At 71.9% G+C, this 16,950-nt stretch carries 17 protein-coding genes; 11 read left to right on the forward strand and 6 right to left on the reverse strand.

Features of this window, described 5'->3' with window-relative positions; translation table 11 throughout:
• Positions 1–26: 26 nt before the first annotated feature.
• The 3 genes from AC5L30_RS01875 to AC5L30_RS01885 are packed head-to-tail and all read right to left on the reverse strand — an operon-like array spanning position 27 to position 3,018.
• Positions 27–851: an ABC transporter ATP-binding protein gene (locus AC5L30_RS01875; protein WP_091398778.1), complete on the reverse strand. Its 825-nt coding sequence runs from the start codon at positions 849–851 to the stop codon at positions 27–29.
• Positions 852–880: 29 nt separating this feature from the next.
• Complete coding sequence (locus AC5L30_RS01880) at positions 881–1,909, reverse strand: FecCD family ABC transporter permease (RefSeq protein WP_494864825.1); 1,029 nt, start codon at positions 1,907–1,909, stop codon at positions 881–883.
• Positions 1,906–3,018: a FecCD family ABC transporter permease gene (locus AC5L30_RS01885; RefSeq protein WP_494864827.1), complete on the reverse strand. Its 1,113-nt coding sequence runs from the start codon at positions 3,016–3,018 to the stop codon at positions 1,906–1,908. Before AC5L30_RS01885 ends, AC5L30_RS01880 begins: the two co-directional genes overlap by 4 nt.
• A gap of 73 nt (positions 3,019–3,091) precedes the next feature.
• Between AC5L30_RS01885 and AC5L30_RS01890 the strand changes: the two genes are divergently transcribed.
• From AC5L30_RS01890 to AC5L30_RS01920, 7 genes are all read left to right on the forward strand, one after another.
• Positions 3,092–4,123, forward strand: a complete 1,032-nt coding sequence (locus tag AC5L30_RS01890; protein WP_494864829.1) for an ABC transporter substrate-binding protein — start codon at positions 3,092–3,094, stop codon at positions 4,121–4,123.
• Between the two features lie 4 nt (positions 4,124–4,127).
• Positions 4,128–4,988: a siderophore-interacting protein gene (locus AC5L30_RS01895; protein ID WP_494864831.1), complete on the forward strand. Its 861-nt coding sequence runs from the start codon at positions 4,128–4,130 to the stop codon at positions 4,986–4,988.
• A gap of 99 nt (positions 4,989–5,087) precedes the next feature.
• Complete coding sequence (locus AC5L30_RS01900) at positions 5,088–6,626, forward strand: pyridoxal phosphate-dependent decarboxylase family protein (protein WP_494864833.1); 1,539 nt, start codon at positions 5,088–5,090, stop codon at positions 6,624–6,626.
• 35 nt (positions 6,627–6,661) lie between these two features.
• Positions 6,662–7,939 (forward strand): lysine N(6)-hydroxylase/L-ornithine N(5)-oxygenase family protein, encoded by a 1,278-nt coding sequence (locus AC5L30_RS01905; protein ID WP_494865308.1) that lies wholly within the window; start codon positions 6,662–6,664, stop codon positions 7,937–7,939.
• Entirely contained in the window at positions 7,936–8,559 is a 624-nt protein-coding gene (locus tag AC5L30_RS01910) for a GNAT family N-acetyltransferase (protein WP_494864834.1), read from the forward strand. The genes AC5L30_RS01905 and AC5L30_RS01910 overlap by 4 nt, the downstream gene beginning before the upstream one ends.
• Positions 8,556–10,403 carry an IucA/IucC family protein gene (locus tag AC5L30_RS01915; RefSeq protein WP_494864836.1) on the forward strand — a complete coding sequence of 616 codons (1,848 nt, stop codon included), beginning with the start codon at positions 8,556–8,558 and terminating at the stop codon, positions 10,401–10,403. Before AC5L30_RS01910 ends, AC5L30_RS01915 begins: the two co-directional genes overlap by 4 nt.
• Positions 10,404–10,451: 48 nt before the next feature.
• On the forward strand, positions 10,452–10,952 hold the full coding sequence (locus tag AC5L30_RS01920) for an anthrone oxygenase family protein (RefSeq protein WP_494864838.1): 501 nt from the start codon (positions 10,452–10,454) through the stop codon (positions 10,950–10,952).
• A 33-nt stretch (positions 10,953–10,985) separates the two neighbouring features.
• Here the strand turns inward: AC5L30_RS01920 and AC5L30_RS01925 are convergent, their stop codons facing one another.
• Positions 10,986–11,459, reverse strand: coding sequence for a MarR family winged helix-turn-helix transcriptional regulator (locus AC5L30_RS01925; RefSeq protein ID WP_494864840.1), 474 nt, complete (start codon positions 11,457–11,459; stop codon positions 10,986–10,988).
• A gap of 138 nt (positions 11,460–11,597) precedes the next feature.
• Between AC5L30_RS01925 and AC5L30_RS01930 the strand changes: the two genes are divergently transcribed.
• Positions 11,598–12,158 (forward strand): NADPH-dependent FMN reductase, encoded by a 561-nt coding sequence (locus tag AC5L30_RS01930; protein ID WP_494864842.1) that lies wholly within the window; start codon positions 11,598–11,600, stop codon positions 12,156–12,158.
• Between the two features lie 56 nt (positions 12,159–12,214).
• On the opposite strand, the gene AC5L30_RS01935 is transcribed toward AC5L30_RS01930, so the two are convergent.
• Positions 12,215–13,153: an SDR family NAD(P)-dependent oxidoreductase gene (locus AC5L30_RS01935; protein ID WP_494864844.1), complete on the reverse strand. Its 939-nt coding sequence runs from the start codon at positions 13,151–13,153 to the stop codon at positions 12,215–12,217.
• Positions 13,154–13,303: 150 nt separating this feature from the next.
• Here AC5L30_RS01935 and AC5L30_RS01940 point away from each other — a divergent pair, with 150 nt between their 5' ends.
• The gene (locus AC5L30_RS01940) at positions 13,304–14,209 is read left to right on the forward strand and encodes a LysR family transcriptional regulator (RefSeq protein ID WP_494864846.1); all 906 of its coding nucleotides are present in this window, start codon (positions 13,304–13,306) and stop codon (positions 14,207–14,209) included.
• Between the two features lie 116 nt (positions 14,210–14,325).
• Positions 14,326–15,606, forward strand: coding sequence for an MFS transporter (locus tag AC5L30_RS01945; protein WP_494864848.1), 1,281 nt, complete (start codon positions 14,326–14,328; stop codon positions 15,604–15,606).
• A gap of 48 nt (positions 15,607–15,654) precedes the next feature.
• Here AC5L30_RS01945 and AC5L30_RS01950 read toward each other — a convergent pair whose 3' ends face one another.
• Positions 15,655–16,140, reverse strand: a complete 486-nt coding sequence (locus AC5L30_RS01950; protein ID WP_494864850.1) for a GNAT family N-acetyltransferase — start codon at positions 16,138–16,140, stop codon at positions 15,655–15,657.
• Positions 16,141–16,272: 132 nt separating this feature from the next.
• Between AC5L30_RS01950 and AC5L30_RS01955 the strand changes: the two genes are divergently transcribed.
• A complete protein-coding gene (locus AC5L30_RS01955; RefSeq protein WP_494864852.1) occupies positions 16,273–16,935 on the forward strand; it encodes a fasciclin domain-containing protein in 663 nt (220 codons plus the stop codon).
• Positions 16,936–16,950: the final 15 nt, after the last annotated feature.

Here is a 16,950-nt window from a genome sequence, read left to right on the forward strand (position 1 = left end):
CTCGCTGGTTCCCTCGCTGTGCTCGCTCACGCCGGCTCCGGGGCCAGGGTGGTGGCGCGGCGTCGGGCCGCGGGGACGACCAGCGGGGTGCCCGTCTCCGGGTCGTCGATCACCCGGCAGGGCAGCCCGAACACCTCCGCCACCAGGTCGGCGGTGACCACCGACGCCGGCTCCCCGGCGGCCACCACCCGTCCGTCACGCATGGCGATCAGGTGGGTGGCGTAGCGGGCCGCGTGGTTCAGGTCGTGCAGCACCGCGACAAGGGTGCGGCCCTGCTCCTCGTGCAGCCGGGCGCAGAGGTCCAGGATCTCGATCTGGTGGGCGATGTCGAGGTACGTGGTCGGCTCGTCGAGCAGCAGCAGGGGCGTCTGCTGGGCCAGCGCCATGGCGATCCAGACCCGCTGCCGCTGCCCGCCGGACAACTCGTCCACCGCCCGGTCGGCGAGGTCGTCGACCCCGGTCGCGGCCATCGACTCCTCGACCACCCGTTCGTCCTCGCGTGACCACTGCCGCAGCAGCCCCTGGTGGGGGTAGCGACCCCGGGCGACCAGCTCGGCGACGCTGATGCCGTCCGGTGCGATCGACGACTGCGGCAGCAGGCCCAGCGTACGCGCCACCTTGCGGGCCGGCAGGTCGTGAATGTCCCGTCCGTCCAACAGCACCGCGCCGGCGCTGGGGCGCAGCATCCGGGACAGGGCGCGCAGCAGCGTCGACTTGCCGCACGCGTTCGGGCCGATGATCACCGTGAAGGACCGGTCGGGCACCGCCACGGTCAGGTTCTCGGCGATGGTGCGCTGGTCGTAGGCGAGGGTCAGCGCGGTGCCGCCGAGCCGGGAATCGCCGGGTCGCATGGGTGCTCCTTCGAGGGCGTCACGGGTGTTCACAGCCGGCCCGCCCGGCGTTCCATCGCCAGCAGCCAGACCAGGTAACCGCCGCCGATCACGCCGGTCACCACGCCGACCGGGAGTTGGTGCCCGGCGAACGCGCGCTGCGCCACCAGGTCCGCCCCGACCAGCAGCGCCGCGCCGACGGCCATCGACGGCAGCAGGTTCGGGCCCGGTGCCCGGGTCAGTCGTTTCGCCAGGTGCGGGGCGACGAGCGCCACGAACGACACCGGCCCGGCGGCCGCCGCCGCGAACGAGACCAGCAGCACGGCGGCGGCGAGCAGCACCAGGCGCAGCCGGCGTACCGGCACGCCCAGGGCGCTGGCCGCGTCGTCGCCCAACTCCATCATCCGCAGCGCCGGGGCGCATCCGACGAGCACCAGCGGCGCCAACACGACCAGGACGGCGAGCAGCGGCCCGGCGTTGGCCCAACCCCGCCCGTCCAGGCTGCCGGTGAGCCAGAGCACCGCGCGGGCGGCGTCCATCAGCGGCGCCCGGGTCAGCAGGTAGCCGTTGACACCGGTCAGGATCGCGGCCACCCCGATGCCGACCAGGATGAGCCGGAAGCCGTGCACTCCGCGCCGCCAGGCGAGCGCGTAGATCACCAGGCCGGTGCCGAGACCACCGACGACCGCCGCTCCGGCCAACGCCAGGCTGCTGCCGCCGAGAACCACCACCACCAGCGCCCCGGTCGACGCGCCCTGGGTGAAGCCCAGGATGTCCGGGCTGCCCAGCGGATTGCGGACCAGCGACTGGAACACCGCGCCGGCGAGAGCCAGCGCCGCGCCGACCAACAGGGCGGTGACCAGCCGGGGCAGGCGCAGGTCGAACACGATGAACTGCTCGGCCAGGGTGCCACCGCCGGTCAGCGTGCGCAGCACGTCCGCCGGCTCCATCGGGTAGTCACCGCTGCCCAGGGCCACCAGGCCGAACCCGGCCGCGAGCAACGCCGCGCCCGCACCGACACCCAACCCGCGGGGCCGGAACCGCAGCGACAACCCCCAGGAGGTACGCAGAACTGTCACGGCTGCGCCACCCGTCGGCGGGTGACCAGCCACAGGAAGAGCGGGCCGCCCAGCACGGCGGTCACCATGCCGACCTGGAGTTCTCCGGGCCGACCCAGCACCCGGCCGAACACGTCGGCGCCGAGCAGCAACGCGGGCGAGAGCACCGCGCAGTACGGCAGCAGCCAGCGCAGATCCGGGCCGGTCAGGGCGCGGACCAGGTGCGGCACCAGCAGCCCGACGAAGACGATCGGGCCGCACGCGGCGGTCGCCGCGCCGCAGAGCAGGGTGACCGCGACGATCACGGCGGCGCGGATCAGTGCCGGTCGAGCGCCGAGGGCTCGTGCCGCGTCGTCGCCGAGCGCGAGCGCGTTCAGCGGACGGGCCGCACCGAGCGCGACCAGCAGCCCGACCAGGATGAACGGCAGCACCCGGGTCACGGTCGCGGCGTCCGCGCTGGCCAGTGAGCCGACCGTCCAGAATCGCAGCCGCTCCAGCGAGGCGGTGTCCAGCAGCATCACCGCGCTCACGTACGAGTAGAGGGTGGCGTTGAGCGCCGCCCCGGCCAGCGCGAGGCGGGCCGGGGTGGCGCCGCGTCCGCCGCCGACGGCGTAGACGAGTGCGGTCACCGCCGCCGCGCCGAGCAGCGCGAACCAGACGTACCCGCCGACGGCGGTGACGCCCAGGAACGCGGCGGCGGTGGCGACGGCCGCGGAGGCGCCGGCGTTGATGCCGAGCAGCCCGGGGTCAGCGAGGGGGTTGCGGGTGAGGGCCTGCATGACCGCGCCCGCCACACCGAGGGCGGCGCCGGCGAGCAGGCCGAGCAGGGTCCGGGGCAGGCGCATCCGGTGCACCACGGCGTACTCGGTGGCGTCTCGGTGCAGCAACCCGGACCAGACGTCGGCGAGCGGCATGGCCTTCGCGCCGACCGCGATGCTGAGCACCACGATCACCGCGAGCAGCGCCACGGCGGCGACCAGGCCGGCGGCGCGGGCCGCCCGACGGCCACGCCGGCTCGGGGGTGTGGCCGTATCCCTGGCCGGCACGGTCGGTGCCGGTCGGGTGACGGTGGGTGTGGCGTCCAGTGTGGGCTCCGGGATGGTGGCGACACGGCGAACCGCTGTTGACAATGACCGAGGTTAGGCTAACCTAACCCCGCTGCCCTGGTCGAGTCCGGCCAACCCTTGATCGAAAGACAACACCATGCCCGATGCCCTGTCCGCCCGCCGCCTCTCCCGCCGTGGCCTGCTGGCCGCCGGTGGCGCTGCCACGCTGGCCACCCTGCTCGCCGCCTGTGGCAAGGACGACGCCGCGAAACCCGCCGCCGGCAACGGAAGTGGCCCCTGGTCGTTCACCGATGACCGTGGCACGAAGGTCGAGGCGGCGGCCCGTCCGACCCGCGTGGTGGCCTTCACCGGCGTGGCGGCGGCCCTGGTCGATTTCGGTCTCGACAAGCAACTCGTGGGCGTGTTCGGTGAGACCAAGCGCTCCGACGGCACGGCCGACCCGCAGGCCGGCGACCTGAACGTCGAGGGCGTCGAGATCCTCGGCAACGTGTGGGGCGAGTTCAGCCTGGAGAAGTACGCGGCACTGCGCCCCGAACTGCTGGTCACCCACATGTACGACCCGGACGCGCTCTGGTACGTGCCGGACGAGAGCAAGGCCAAGATCTTCCCGCTGGCGCCCAGTGTGGCGATCACCACCGCCCGGGTGCCGATGACCAAGCCGATCGAACGGTACGCGGCGCTGGCCGAGTCGCTCGGCGCGGACCTGTCGGCGAAAAAGGTCACCGACGCGAAGGCCCGCTTCGACGCCGCCGCCGAGGCGGTCCGGCAGGCGGTCAAGGCCAACCCCGGCATCAAGGTGATGGCCTGCTCCGGCAGCCCTGACCTCTTCTACGTCTCCAACCCGAAGGTCAGCACCGACCTGATGTACTTCGCCGAGTTGGGCGTCGACATCGTGGTCCCCACCAAGCTCGAAGCCGGCGACTACTTCGAGGCACTGAGCTGGGAAAGCGCCGGCAAGTTCCCGGCCGACCTGATCCTGCTGGACAACCGCAACACCGCGCTGCAGGCCAAGGACCTCACCGCCAAGCCCACCTGGCAGCAACTGCCGGCGGTCAAGGCCAACCAGGTGAGCCCGTGGGACGCGGTACCCCGCTTCTCGTACGCCGGCTCCGCGCCGCTGCTGGAGAACCTCGCCACCGCCATCCGGAACGCGAAGAAGGTCAGCTGACGCCATGAGTACGAGCGCCACCGCACCGATCGCCTCGCAGTACCGCTTCTACGCCGCGCACGTCGTCCGGGCCCGCCGGGTCGGCGCCTCGCTGATCCGGGTCACCTTCGGTGGCGCGGAGCTGGCCGACTTCGCCGGCGGCGGCCGGGACCAGAGCGTCTCGCTGTTCCTGCCGCACCCCGGGCAGGACGCCCCGGTGGTCCCGGTCGAGCAGGGCGAGGACTGGTTCGGCGGCTGGCGGGCACTGCCGGCGGACGTCCGCGCGGTGCTGCGCTCGTACACCATCCGGGAGTACCGCCCGGCCGACACCGAGGTCGACATCGACTTCGTCAGCCACGGCGACACCGGCCCCGCCTCCCGCTGGGCGGCCCTCGCCGCCCCCGGCGACCGGGTGCTGCTGCTCGGCCCGGCGGTGCCCGACAACCGTAGCGTCTGCTTCCGCCCGCCGGACGGCACGGACCTCGTGCTGCTCGCCGCCGACGAGACCGCGCTGCCGGCCACCGAGGGCATCCTGGCCTGGCTGCCCGCCGGCACCCGGGTCCGCGCCTGGATCGAGGTGCCCGACGCCGCCGACATCACCGACCTGCCCACCGCGGCCGACGCCGAGATCAGGTGGATCGTGCGGGGCAGCACCCCGCCCGGCAGTGATCTGCTGGTCAGCTCCGTCCGTGCCGCCCGGCTTCCCACCGGCGGCACCCCGTACGCCTGGATCGCCGGTGAGTCCGGCGTGGTGCGGGCGCTGCGCCGGCACCTCGTCGACGAGCGCGGCCTCGACCGCCGGAGGGTGACCTTCGCCGGCTACTGGCGACGTGGCCTCTCCGAAGAGGACCTGCGTGCCGAGGCGCTGGCCGGCGCCACCGCCTGACTGACGACCCCAACCGATCGGCAGCACTGCCCCGAGGCGCACCGCCGCGCCGGGGGAAGGTTCCGGCTGCCCCTCGTCGAGAACGTGGAAGGACATTCCGTGACCGTGCCGACGTACCCCGTCGAGACCACCACGCCGCCAGCGGCGTCAACCGCCGCGCGGGCCCAGCTGCTGCACGGCGGCTCGGTCGAGCAGTACCGCCGGACGATCGCCGACGGCGTCGACCGGGTCGCCCGCCGAGTGGCCACCGTGGACCGTCCCGGCACCGGAATCACGCCGGCCGAGTTGGCCCCCCTGGTCGACCGGGTCGACCTGGACCGTCCGCTGGGTGACGCCGGCGCCGCACTTGACGAGTTGGAAACCGTCTACCTGCGCGACGCCGTCTGGTTCCACCACCCCCGCTACCTCGCCCACCTCAACTGCCCGGTGGCCATCCCGGCGCTGCTCGGTGAGGCGGTGCTCACCGCCGTGAACTCCTCACTGGACACCTGGGACCAGAGCGCCGGGGCCACCCTCATCGAGCGCCGGCTGATCGACTGGACCGCCGAGCGGGTCGGCCTCGGCCCCCGCGCCGACGGCATCTTCACCAGCGGCGGCAGCCAGTCCAACCTCCAGGCGCTGCTGCTGGCCCGGGAGGAGGCGTGTGTCGACGCCATCGGCCCGGCGGCGCGCGCCGAGTTGCTGCCCCGGCTGCGCGTGCTCACCTCCGCCGCCGGTCATTTCAGCGTCCAGAAGTCGGCCAAACTGCTCGGCCTCGCCCCGGACGCGGTGATCGCGGTACCCACCGACGCCCGGCGACGGATCCGGCCGGCCGCCGTGCGCGAGGAGATCGCCCGGTGCCGCCAGGCCGGGCTGGTGGTGATGGCCGTCGTCGGCACCGCCGGCACCACCGACTTCGGCTCCATCGACCCGCTCATCGACCTGGCCGGAATCTGCGCGGCAGCCGGCGTCTGGTTGCACGTGGACGCCGCGTACGGCTGCGGTCTGCTCGTCTCGCCGACGCGCCGGCACCTGCTCGACGGCATCGAGCGGGCCGACTCGGTGACCGTCGACTTCCACAAGTCGTTCTTCCAGCCGGTCAGCTCCAGCGCGCTGCTGGTCCGCGATCGGCGGACGCTGCGGCACGTCACCTACCACGCCGACTACCTCAACCCGGCCCGGATGGTGGAGCAGCGCATCCCCAACCAGGTCGACAAGAGCCTGCAGACCACCCGCCGCTTCGACGCGCTGAAGCTCTGGCTCACCCTGCGGGTGATGGGCCCGGACGCCCTCGGCGGGCTCTTCGACGAGGTCGTCGACCGGGCCGCCGACGCCTGGCAACTGGTCAGTGAGGACCCGCGCTTCGAGGTGGTGACGCGCTCCGAGCTGAGTACGGTGGTGTTCCGCTACCTGCCCACCGGCCCCGGTCGGGAGTTGGCCGACGCCGCCAACCTGCACGCCCGGGAGGCCCTCGCGGCGTCCGGTCTCGCCGTGGTCGCCGGGACCCGGGTGGACGGCCGGCACTTCCTGAAGTTCACCCTGCTCAACCCGGCCACCACCGTCGACGACGTCGGGTACGTGCTCGACCTGATCGCCACCCACGCCGGCCGGTACGTGCACGACCACGTCGCCGCCGACCTGACCTGCCACGTCGGCTGACGCCGGTGACCACGAACCCGCGCCTGGAGACCCCGATGTCCACCCACGACTTCATCGCCATCGGGTTGGGCCCGTACAACCTGGGCCTGGCCTGCCTCACCGCGCCGATCGACGAACTCGACGGGGTGTTCCTGGAGGCCCGGCCGAGCCTCGCCTGGCACCCCGGCATGCTGCTGGAGTCGGCCCGGTTGCAGACCCCGTTCATCGCCGACCTGGTCAGCCTCGCCGACCCGACGTCGCCGTACTCCTTCCTCAACTACCTCAAGGAGATCGGCCGCCTCTACCCGTTCTACATCCGGGAGAGCTTCTACCCGCTGCGCAGCGAGTACGACGCGTACTGCCGGTGGGCGGCGGCGAAGCTGCCGAACCTGCGCTTCGGTCAGAGCGTGACCACAGTGGAGTACGACCCCGCCGACGATCGGTACGTGGTGCGGGCCAGCACCGGCACGGGGGAGAGCGTGGAATACCGGGCGCGGCACCTGGTGCTCGGCACCGGTACGCCGCCGCACCTGCCCCCGGCCGTCGCCGAGCTGCCCGGCGACGCCGTGCACAACTCGCACTACCTGGAGCACCGCGCCGCGCTGCGCACCAAGCGCAGCATCACCGTGGTGGGCAGCGGGCAGAGCGCCGCCGAGATCTACCACGACCTGCTCGGCGACATCGACCGGTACGGCTACCAGCTCAACTGGGTGACCCGGTCGCCGCGGTTCTTCCCGCTGGAATACACCAAGCTGACACTGGAGATGACCTCACCGGACTACGTGGACTACTTCCACGCGCTGCCCGAGGCGACCCGCTACCGGCTGGAGTCCGAGCAGAAGGGCCTGTTCAAGGGGATCAACGCCGATCTGATCAACGACATCTTCGACCTGCTCTACGCGCACAGCGTCGACGGACCGGTGAACACCCGCCTGCTCACCAACACCGAGCTGGTCAGCGCCGACCACCAGGACGGGGAGTACACGCTGGGGTTGCGTCAGGTGGAGCAGGAGCGCGACTTCGCCCTGCGTACCGAGGGGTTGGTGCTGGCCACCGGCTACCACTACCGGGTGCCGGAGTTCCTGGCGCCGGTGCGGGACCGGATCCGCTGGGACGCGCACGGCCGCTTCGACGTGGCCCGCAACTACAGCATCGACCACAGCGGGCGGGGCATCTTCCTGCAGAACGCGGGCACCCACACGCACAGCATCACCTCACCGGACCTGGGCATGGGCGCCTACCGCAACTCCTGGATCATCAGTGAGCTGCTCGGCCGGGAGCACTACCCGATCGAGAAGAGCATCACCTTCCAGGAGTTCGGGGTGTCGTCGTGACCACCGTCTTCACCCACGTCGACGGAGGGCTCGGTGAGTTCGCGCTGCGGCCGCTCGACCCGGATGCCGACGCGGCGCTGCTGCACACCTGGGTCACCCACCCGAAGGCGGCGTTCTGGATGATGCAGGACGCCGACCTGGCCCAGGTGGCCGAGGAGTACCGGCGCATCGCCGAGCACCCGCACCATGGCGCGTACCTCGGCCTGTGGCGGGGGAGTCCGGCCTTCCTCGCGGAGCGCTACGACCCGGCCCACGTCGAGCTGGTCGGCCTGTACGACCACCAGCCCGGTGACGTGGGCATGCACTTTCTCTGCGCGCCGGTCGACGCGCCCGTGCACGGCTTCACCCGGGCGGTGATCGGCACCGTCATGGCGTGGCTCTTCGACGACCCGACGACCCGGCGGGTGGTGGTCGAACCGGACGTGCGCAACACCGCCGTGCACGCGCTGAACGCCGCCGTCGGCTTCACGGTCGTCGGCCCGATCGCCAAGCCCGAGAAGGACGCGCTGCTCAGCGTCTGCACCCGAGCCCAGTTCCAGGCCGCCGCCGACCGCGCTGCCACTGACCGCGCTGCCACCACCCGCGCTGCCGCCACCCGAACCGAAGGAGCCCCGGCGTGACCACCACCGCCGTCCCCACCCACCCGCCCGTCGCCACCGCGCACAACGCCGCAGGCGACCCGGTCGGGCACCTCACCCCGCAACGCTGGGCCCGGGCCAACCGGCTGCTGGTCCGCAAGGCGCTCGCCGAGTTCACCCACGAGCGGCTGCTCAGCCCGGAAGCCGTGGCCGGGCTCGACGACCGGCAGTGGTACGAGGTCCGCAGCGACGACGGCACTGTCACCTACCGCTTCGCGGCCCGGGTGCTCGCCCTGGCGCACTGGCAGATCGACGCGGACAGCATCACCCGACACCGCGACGGCACGTCCCTGGCACCGGACGCGGTGGACCTCATCGTCGAACTTCGCGACACCCTCGGACTCTCCGCCCGGGTCCTCCCGGTCTACCTGGAGGAGATCACCTCCACGCTGGCGGGTACGGCGTACAAGCTGGCCCAGGCCGCGCCGAGCGCGGCCGAGCTGGCCGAGGCGGACTTCCAGACCATCGAGACCTCGATGACCGAGGGCCACCCCTGCTTCGTGGCGAACAACGGCCGGCTCGGCTTCGGCGTCGACGAGTACCACCGGTACGCCCCGGAGGCCGCCGCGCCGGTGCGGCTGGAGTGGCTGGCCGCGCACCGGGACCACTCGACGTTCAGCAGCGCCGCCGACCTCGACTACGACACGCTCATCGAGAGCGAGCTGGACGCCGAGACCCGGGCCCGGTTCGCGGCCGCGATGGCCGATCTCGGGCTGGACCTCGCCGACTACCACCTGATTCCGGCGCACCCGTGGCAGTGGTGGAACAAGCTCGCGGTCACCTTCGCCGGGGAGCTGGCCGAGCGGCGGCTGGTGCACCTCGGCCCCGGGCCGGACGTGTACCTCGCCCAGCAGTCCATCCGTACCTTCTTCAACGTCAGTGAGCCGGGGCGGCACTACGTCAAGACCGCGCTGTCGGTGCTGAACATGGGCTTCATGCGGGGGTTGTCGGCTGCGTACATGGCGGCCACCCCGGCGATCAACGACTGGCTGGCCGACCTGATCGCCGCCGACGAGGTGCTGACCGGCACCGGCCTGACCGTCATCCGGGAGCGGGCCGCTGTGGGTTACCGGCACCGGCAGTACGAGGCGGCGACCGACCGCACCTCCCCGTACCGCAAGATGTTGGCCGCCCTGTGGCGGGAGAGCCCGGTGCCCGACCTGGCGCCGGGGCGGCGACTGTCCACCATGGCCGCGTTGTTGCACGTCGACGACGAGGGCGGCTCGCTGGCGGCGGCGCTGATCGCCCGGTCCGGCCTGGCGCCCGAGGCGTGGCTGCGCCGCTACCTGGACGCCTACCTGACTCCGCTGCTGCACAGCTTCTACGCCCACGACCTGGCCTTCATGCCGCACGGCGAGAACGTCATCCTGGTCCTGGACGAGCAGGACACGGTCCAGCGGGTGATCTTCAAGGACATCGCCGAGGAGATCGCGGTGATGAGCGACAGGGTGGAACTGCCGGCGGCGGTGGAGCGGATCCGCGTCGAGGTGCCCGACGACACCAAGCTGCTGACCATTTTCACCGACGTGGTGGACTGCTTCCTGCGGCACCTCAACGCGGTCCTGGTCGAGGCCGGTGTGCTCGCCGAGGACGACTTCTGGCGTACGGTCGCGGCCTGTGCCGCCGACTACTTCGACCGGGTGCCGCACCTGGCCGAGCGGGTCCGCCACTACGACCTGTTCGCCCCGGAGTTCACGCTGTCCTGCCTCAACCGGCTTCAGCTGCGCAACAACCAGCAGATGATCGACCTGGCCGACCCGTCGGCGGCGCTCCAGTTCGTCGGCACCCTCACCAACCCGCTCGCCGCCCACGCTCCGGCCCGGTGACCGCGATCGCGTTTGGTCAGCGCGCATGCCAGCGGGTGGAATAGGCGGATGGGAGTTCTGAGTACCGCTAGCCTGTTCGCCGCCACCCTGACCACCGGCCTGACCGCCGGGCTGTTCGCCGCCTTCGCGTACGCGGTCATGCCGGGCCTGGCCCGCACCGACGACCGGACGCTGGTGCTCGCCATGCGGCGGATCAACGAGTCGATCCTCAACGGGTGGTTCGCGGTGTGCTTCGGCGGCGCGCTGCTGTTCACGCTGCTGGCGGCGGCGCTGCACCTGGGGGCCGGGCGTCGGGCGGTGCTGCCGTGGATCGTCGCCGGGCTGCTGCTGTACCTGGTGGTGCTCGGCGTCACCGCCGTGGTCAACGTGCCGCTCAACAACGTGCTGGCCCGCGCCGGCGACCTTGACGATGCCACCGACCTCGCGGCGCTGCGGGCGCGCTTCGAGGTCACCTGGGTACGCGGCAACGTGGTCCGTGCCGTCGCGTCGACCGGCGCCTTCGGGCTGCTGGCGTGGGCGCTGGTGGCCGAGGGCCGGCTGCCCGGCTGAGCCGAGCGAACGACCGACCGGGCCGGCGCAGGCTCAGTCGGTCGTTTCCGCCGTGCCGGCCCGCTGGAACGCGCGGGCCAGCTGGGCGAGGTCGATGCCCTCGAAGTGCTGGAGGAACCGGCGGCGTACGGCAGCCAGGTGGCTGGGCCAGGATTCCTGTAGGCGGGCGAAGCCCGCGTCGGTGAGGACGGCGTTCCAGCCGCGCGCGTCCTCCTCGCACCGTTCCCGCCGGACCAGGCCCTGCGTCTCCAGTCGGATGATCGTGCGGGTCATGCCGCTCAGCGAGAGGTAGCAGAGCGCGGCGAGCTCGTTCATGCGCATCCGCCGGTCCGGTGTCTCGGAGAGGTTCATCAGCGCGGTGTACTCGGTGAGTGGTAGCTGACGGTCACCGACCATGTCAGCGTCGATCGCGCGGGGCAGGACGTGCATGACCTGGCCCAGGGCGCGGACCAGGGCTTCCTCGTCCGGGGTGAGAGGTTGCGGAGTCGGTGCAGCGGGGTTGGACATCCTCATATCATACTTGCTTGACTGAGCAAATGCTGACCCTCCGTGTGATCACGCCCATAGGCGAGTTATTTGCTTGACCAATCAAGCACCGGTTAGCGTTCCGGTCGTCAGGCAATGACCCTCTGAAAGGCGCCACACATGACCAGGATCGGGATCATCCTCGGAAGCACCCGCCCGGGGCGTAACGGCGAGGCCGTAGCCCGCTGGGTGCTCGAGATCGCCAAGCAGCGTTCCGACGCGGAGTACGAGCTGATCGACCTGCTGGACTACCAGCTGCCGCACCTCGACGAGGCGTACCCGCCCTCGATGGGCCAGTACAGCCAGCCGCACACCAAGCGGTGGGCCGAGACGATCGCCTCGTTCGACGGGTTCATCATGGTCACCCCCGAGTACAACCACTCGACCTCGGGCGCCCTGAAGAACGCGATCGACTTCCTCTACGCCGAGTGGAACAACAAGGCCATCGGCTTTGTCAGCTACGGCTCGGTCGGCGGCACGCGCGCCGTGGAGCACCTTCGTCTGATCTCCGGTGAGCTGCAGATGGCCGACGTGCGCTCGCAGGTCGCGCTGTCGCTCTTCACCGACTTCGAGAACTTCAGCGTCTTCAAGCCCAACAAGTTCCACCAGGACTCGCTGACCGCCACGCTCGACCAGGTGGTCGCCTGGAGCGCGGCGCTCGCTCCGCTGCGCCAGGGCTGAGCGTTTCGCGTCATTCGGAAACGGCCGTGGGGGATCCCACGGCCGTTTCCGGACGTTCAGGCACGGTCTGCGTCGGCGAGCAGGTCCAGCGATAGCTGCCACAGTCGCGCCGCCGCCACGGGGTCGATCGCATGGTCGGCGACCCCGCGCAGCGGCGTACCCGGGTCGTGGCGCACCGCCTGCTCGCAGTCCTCGAAGTACCGCCCGCCGATGCCCTCCAGCTGCGGCCCTGCGGCGAGCAGCACGGAGGTCGCGGCCCCCTGCTGCGGGGTCTTGAAGTCGTACGCCGGAAGGTTCGCGTAGTCCTCCTCGGTGAGGTGCCGTCCCAGGTTGGTGGTGACCGCGCCCGGGTTGGCCGCGTTGACGGTGATGCCGTCGTCGACCCAGCGCCGGTTCCCCTCGACCGCGAACAGCGCGGTGGCGGTCTTCGACTCGCCGTAGGCGAGCAGACGGTCATAGGGGCGTTGCCGGAAGTTGACGTCCTCGAAGACCATCGGGGCCCTCACGTGGGCGATGGAACTCAGCGACACCACCCGGGCCCGACCGGCCCCGGCGAGTGCCCGGTGCAGCCCGTTGGCGAGTGCGAAGTGACCGAGGTGGTTGGTGGCGAACTGCAACTCCCAACCCTGCGCGGTGCGCATCTCCGGGGTCGCCGACACCCCGGCGTTGTTGACCAGGATGTGCAGGGGCCCGTCCCAGGCGGCCACGAAGGCGGCGACCGACCGTTGGTCGGACAGGTCCAACGGCGCGACCCGGAGCAGCCGGTTCGCGATCCCGGCGCCGATCTCCCGCGCCGTCCGCTCTCCGGCCCCCACGTCCCGTACCGCCAGGGTCACCTCGGCCCCCGCCATGGCCAGGGCCCGGGCGGTCTCCACCCCGATGCCCGAAGAGGCGCCGGTGACGATGGCGCGCCGCCCGGTCAGGTCGACACCGGCCACCACGTCGGCGGCGGTGGACCGGGCGTCGAACGGCGTGGTGATGCGTGTTTCCGACATGATCGACTTCCTTCGTGGTGTCCTCACGTGGCCGTGCCGGCTCGCCGTACAGGCGTACGGTGTGCCGGCACCGCCCCTCGCACCGATCGTGCGCGGAGGTCTGTGCGGACGGCCAACACGCTCTTCCTGGCGTGGCTACAGTCTGTTGCTGTGGCTACGCCTGAGCTGCGACAACTGCGGTACTTCCTGGTCCTCGCCGAGGAGCTGAGCTTCACCCGGGCCGCCGCCCGCCTGATGATCGCCCAGCAGTCGCTGTCGCAGCAGATCACCGCCCTGGAACGCGCACTCGGGGCGAAGCTGTTCGACCGCGACAGCCGCGGCACCACCCTCACCGACATCGGCGCCCTGTTCGTGCCCGAGGCGCGCGCCGTGACCGACCGCGCCGAGCAGGCCGTCGCCGTCGTGGGACGGGCCCTGCGGGGTGAGGTGGGCACCCTCCGGCTCGCATTCCTGACCACCGTCGCCAACCACCTGCTGCCCCCGGTGGTCCGGGCGGTCCGCCACCGCCTTCCCGACCTGCGCCTGGCCACCGAGACCACCAGCATCGCGCCCCTGGTGCAGGGCGTCCTCGACGGGAGGTTCGACGTCGCCTTCACCCGGACCCCGCTCGTTCCCGGCCTGGAGTCCAGGAGACTGACGACCGAACCGGTCTGCGCGGTGCTGCCCGAGGGGCACCCGCTCGCCGGGCGAGACGAGTTGACGCTCGTCGACCTGGCGAACGAACCGTGGGTCATGACGCCGCGCACCTCCTGGGAACCCTGGCACCGCGCCTATGAGGAGCAGTTCCGGGAGGCGGGCTTCGTCCCGACCGTCGTTCAGGAGGAGGCCGGCGTGCAGAGCCTCCTCGGCCTGGTCGCCGCCGGACTCGGCGTCACCCGGCTGGCCTGCTCGGCGGCGAGCCTTCGCCGCACCGGCGTGGTGTTCGTCCCGCTGGCCGGCGCCTACGCGTACACCGAGATGGTGTGGTTGGCGGGCAACACCGCACCCGCGCTGAACCGGTTCCTGGATGTGGTCACCGAACTTGCGGCGACGACAGACCTCACCAGCACCGGCTGACGGTGCGGCGGCCGGCTCACCGAGTCGAGAGGTGGTGGGTGGCGCATCGGTTGTCGCAGCGATGTGACGCCCGCCACGGCCAGCGTCGGACAGCCGCGTTCACTACCCTTGGCGCGATGAGCCGATCCGCCGCCGCTGGTCGGGCTCCGCTCTGGCGGGACCGGACCTTCGGCACGTACTGGGTCGCGCAGTCGCTCTCGGCGGCCGGCGACTCGTTCGCCTACCTGGCGGTGCCGCTGCTGGTGCTCCAGGCGACCGGGTCGGTGGCGCGGATGGGCCTGCTCACCGCCGTCGCGGGTGCGGCGTCCGTCGTCGCCGGGATCTTCGGCGGGGTGCTGGTCGACCGGTACGACCGCCGCACCCTGATGATCGTGGCGGATCTGACCCGGCTGGTGCTCTACGCCCTGGTGCCACTGGCGTGGCTCGCCGGCCCCCAGGTCTGGCTGCTCTTCGTCGTGCTGCCGATCTGCGAGGCGGCCGGCATGCTGTTCCAGGTCGCCGCGGTGACCGCGGTCCGCAACCTCGTCGACTCCGACCGGATCACCGAGGCCAACGGCCGGTTGCAGGCGACGTACGCGGCGGCGGCCGTCCTCGGGCCGCTGCTCGCCGGGGTGGTGGCGGCCCGCTTCGGTCCGGCGACCGCCATCGCCGTCAACGCGGCGAGTTTCGCGCTCTCAGCGGCCGGCCTGTGGCTGATCCGCCTGCGTCCCGTTCAGGTGGACGAGGGGGTGGTCCGGCAGCGCCCGCTGGTCGAGTTCCTGGCCGGGGCGCGGTTCCTGTGGCGACAGCCCGTGCTGCGCGCGCTGACCGTCCTGTTGTCGGTCTTCATCTTTCTCACCTACGGCTTCGTCGATGTGCTGATCTACCACGTCACGCACGACCTCGGCGGCTCCGAGGGCACCGTCGGCACGGTGCTCGGCCTGGCGGCGCTGGGCACGGTCGCCGGCGCGCTGCTGGTGGCCCCGCTGCGCCGTCGTCGCGGCTTCGGTGCCACCTGGATCGGCGCGCACGCGGTCTGCGGTTTCGCCGTGGCGGGGGTCGGCATGGCCACGAGCGTGCCCGCGGTCACCGCGCTGACGGCGGTGTACCTGTGCTGCCTCAGCGTCGGCGGGATCTGCTCGATGTCGCTGCGGCAGGAGATCACCCCCGATCACCTGCTGGGCCGGGTCACGTCGGCGTTCTGGAGCACGCACTACGCCCTCGGCCCGGCCGGCGCTGTGGTGCTGACCTGGGCCGCAGGCCGGTACGGCGTGCCGGTGGTCACGCTCGCGGCGGGCGCGGGGTGTCTGCTGGTCGCGGTCGGTGGCCTCTTCACGCCGATCCGCCGCGCCGGCGCGGAGCCAGCCGCCGGGCAGCCCGGACTGCGCCCGGCCCCGGCCGGCGGCACCGTTAGTTGAGACGCGCCGACCACCACTGTGGCCTGCTGAGCGAGCGGAGCAGGCCCGTCAGAACTCCTGGTACATCACGTGCAGGCCGACCCGGCCGAGGGTGGGGTGACGGAACGCGCCCGGCACGGTGCCGACCACCTCGAAGCCCTCCCGCCGGTACAGTCGCACCGCCGACCTGTTGCTCTCCACCACGGCGTTGAACTGCATGCCGACGTACCCCTGCCCGCGGGCCCAGGTCAGGGCCTCGCGGCACAGCGCGGTGCCCACGCCCCGGCCCCGCGCGTCGGCGGCGACCATGAAGCTCGCGGTGGACACGTGCACGCCCGGCCCGGGCCGGTTGGTGCCCATCTTCGCGGTGCCGAACACCCGCTCGCCGTCGACCGCCACGACGGTCCGCCCCGGCTTCGCCTCGACCCACACGCCGTATGACTGTTCGGCGGTCATCGCCGGGTCGTAGGGGAACGTCTCCTGTGCCCGGATCACCTCCTCGATGATCGGCCACACCTGCGACCAGTCCTGGTCGACGAGCTCCCGAATCTGCACCCGGGGAGGTTAGGCCGGGCAGGAGCCCCGGACAATCCGTTATCGGCAGGTGCATCTGCGCGGCGTACCCGGTGCGAAGCATGGATCGTGACGAGACGTCACGGATCCGGTCGCTTCGACGAAGGCCCGCTGATGAAGATCGCACGACTCGCCGCCCGGATGGCGGTGGGTGCCGTGGCCACCGCGCTGGTCACCACCGCCGTCGCCGTTCCGGCCGCTCAGGCGACCAGCAAGCCCACGCCGCTCGGCACGACGTCGCTCGCCCAGGTGCTCACCCGGGACAGCGGCGGCTTCGACCGCAACTCGCGGGACTTCGACGTGCTGACGGCGGCCGTGCTGGCCGTGCTGGAGGCCAAGCCGAACTCTCCGGTCAAGGTGCTCACCGACGGCACCGTGGCGCTGACCGCGTTCATCCCCACCGACGCCGCCTTCCAGCAGTTGGTCCGCGAGATCACGCAGGCCCGGAAGCTGCCGAGTGAGAGGGCTGCCTTCACCGCCGTGGCCGGGCTGGGCATCGACACCGTCGAGTCGGTGCTGCTCTACCACGTGGTCCCGGGCGCCACCATCGATCGCAAGACGGCGGTCCGGGCCGACGGCACGGACCTGACCACGGCGCTCGGCTCGTCCGTCGAGGTCGGCGTCCGCACCTACCTGTACCTCTGCCGCCAGGTGCGGCTGGTCGACGCCGACACCGACGACCGGGACGCCCGCGTCGTCTCCTACGACGTCAACAGGGGCAACCGGCAGATCGCGCACGCCGTGGACCGGGTGCTGCGCCCGATCGACCTGCCCTGACCCGGGGGCGGGTGG

The organism is Micromonospora sp. BQ32 (assembly GCF_059358895.1).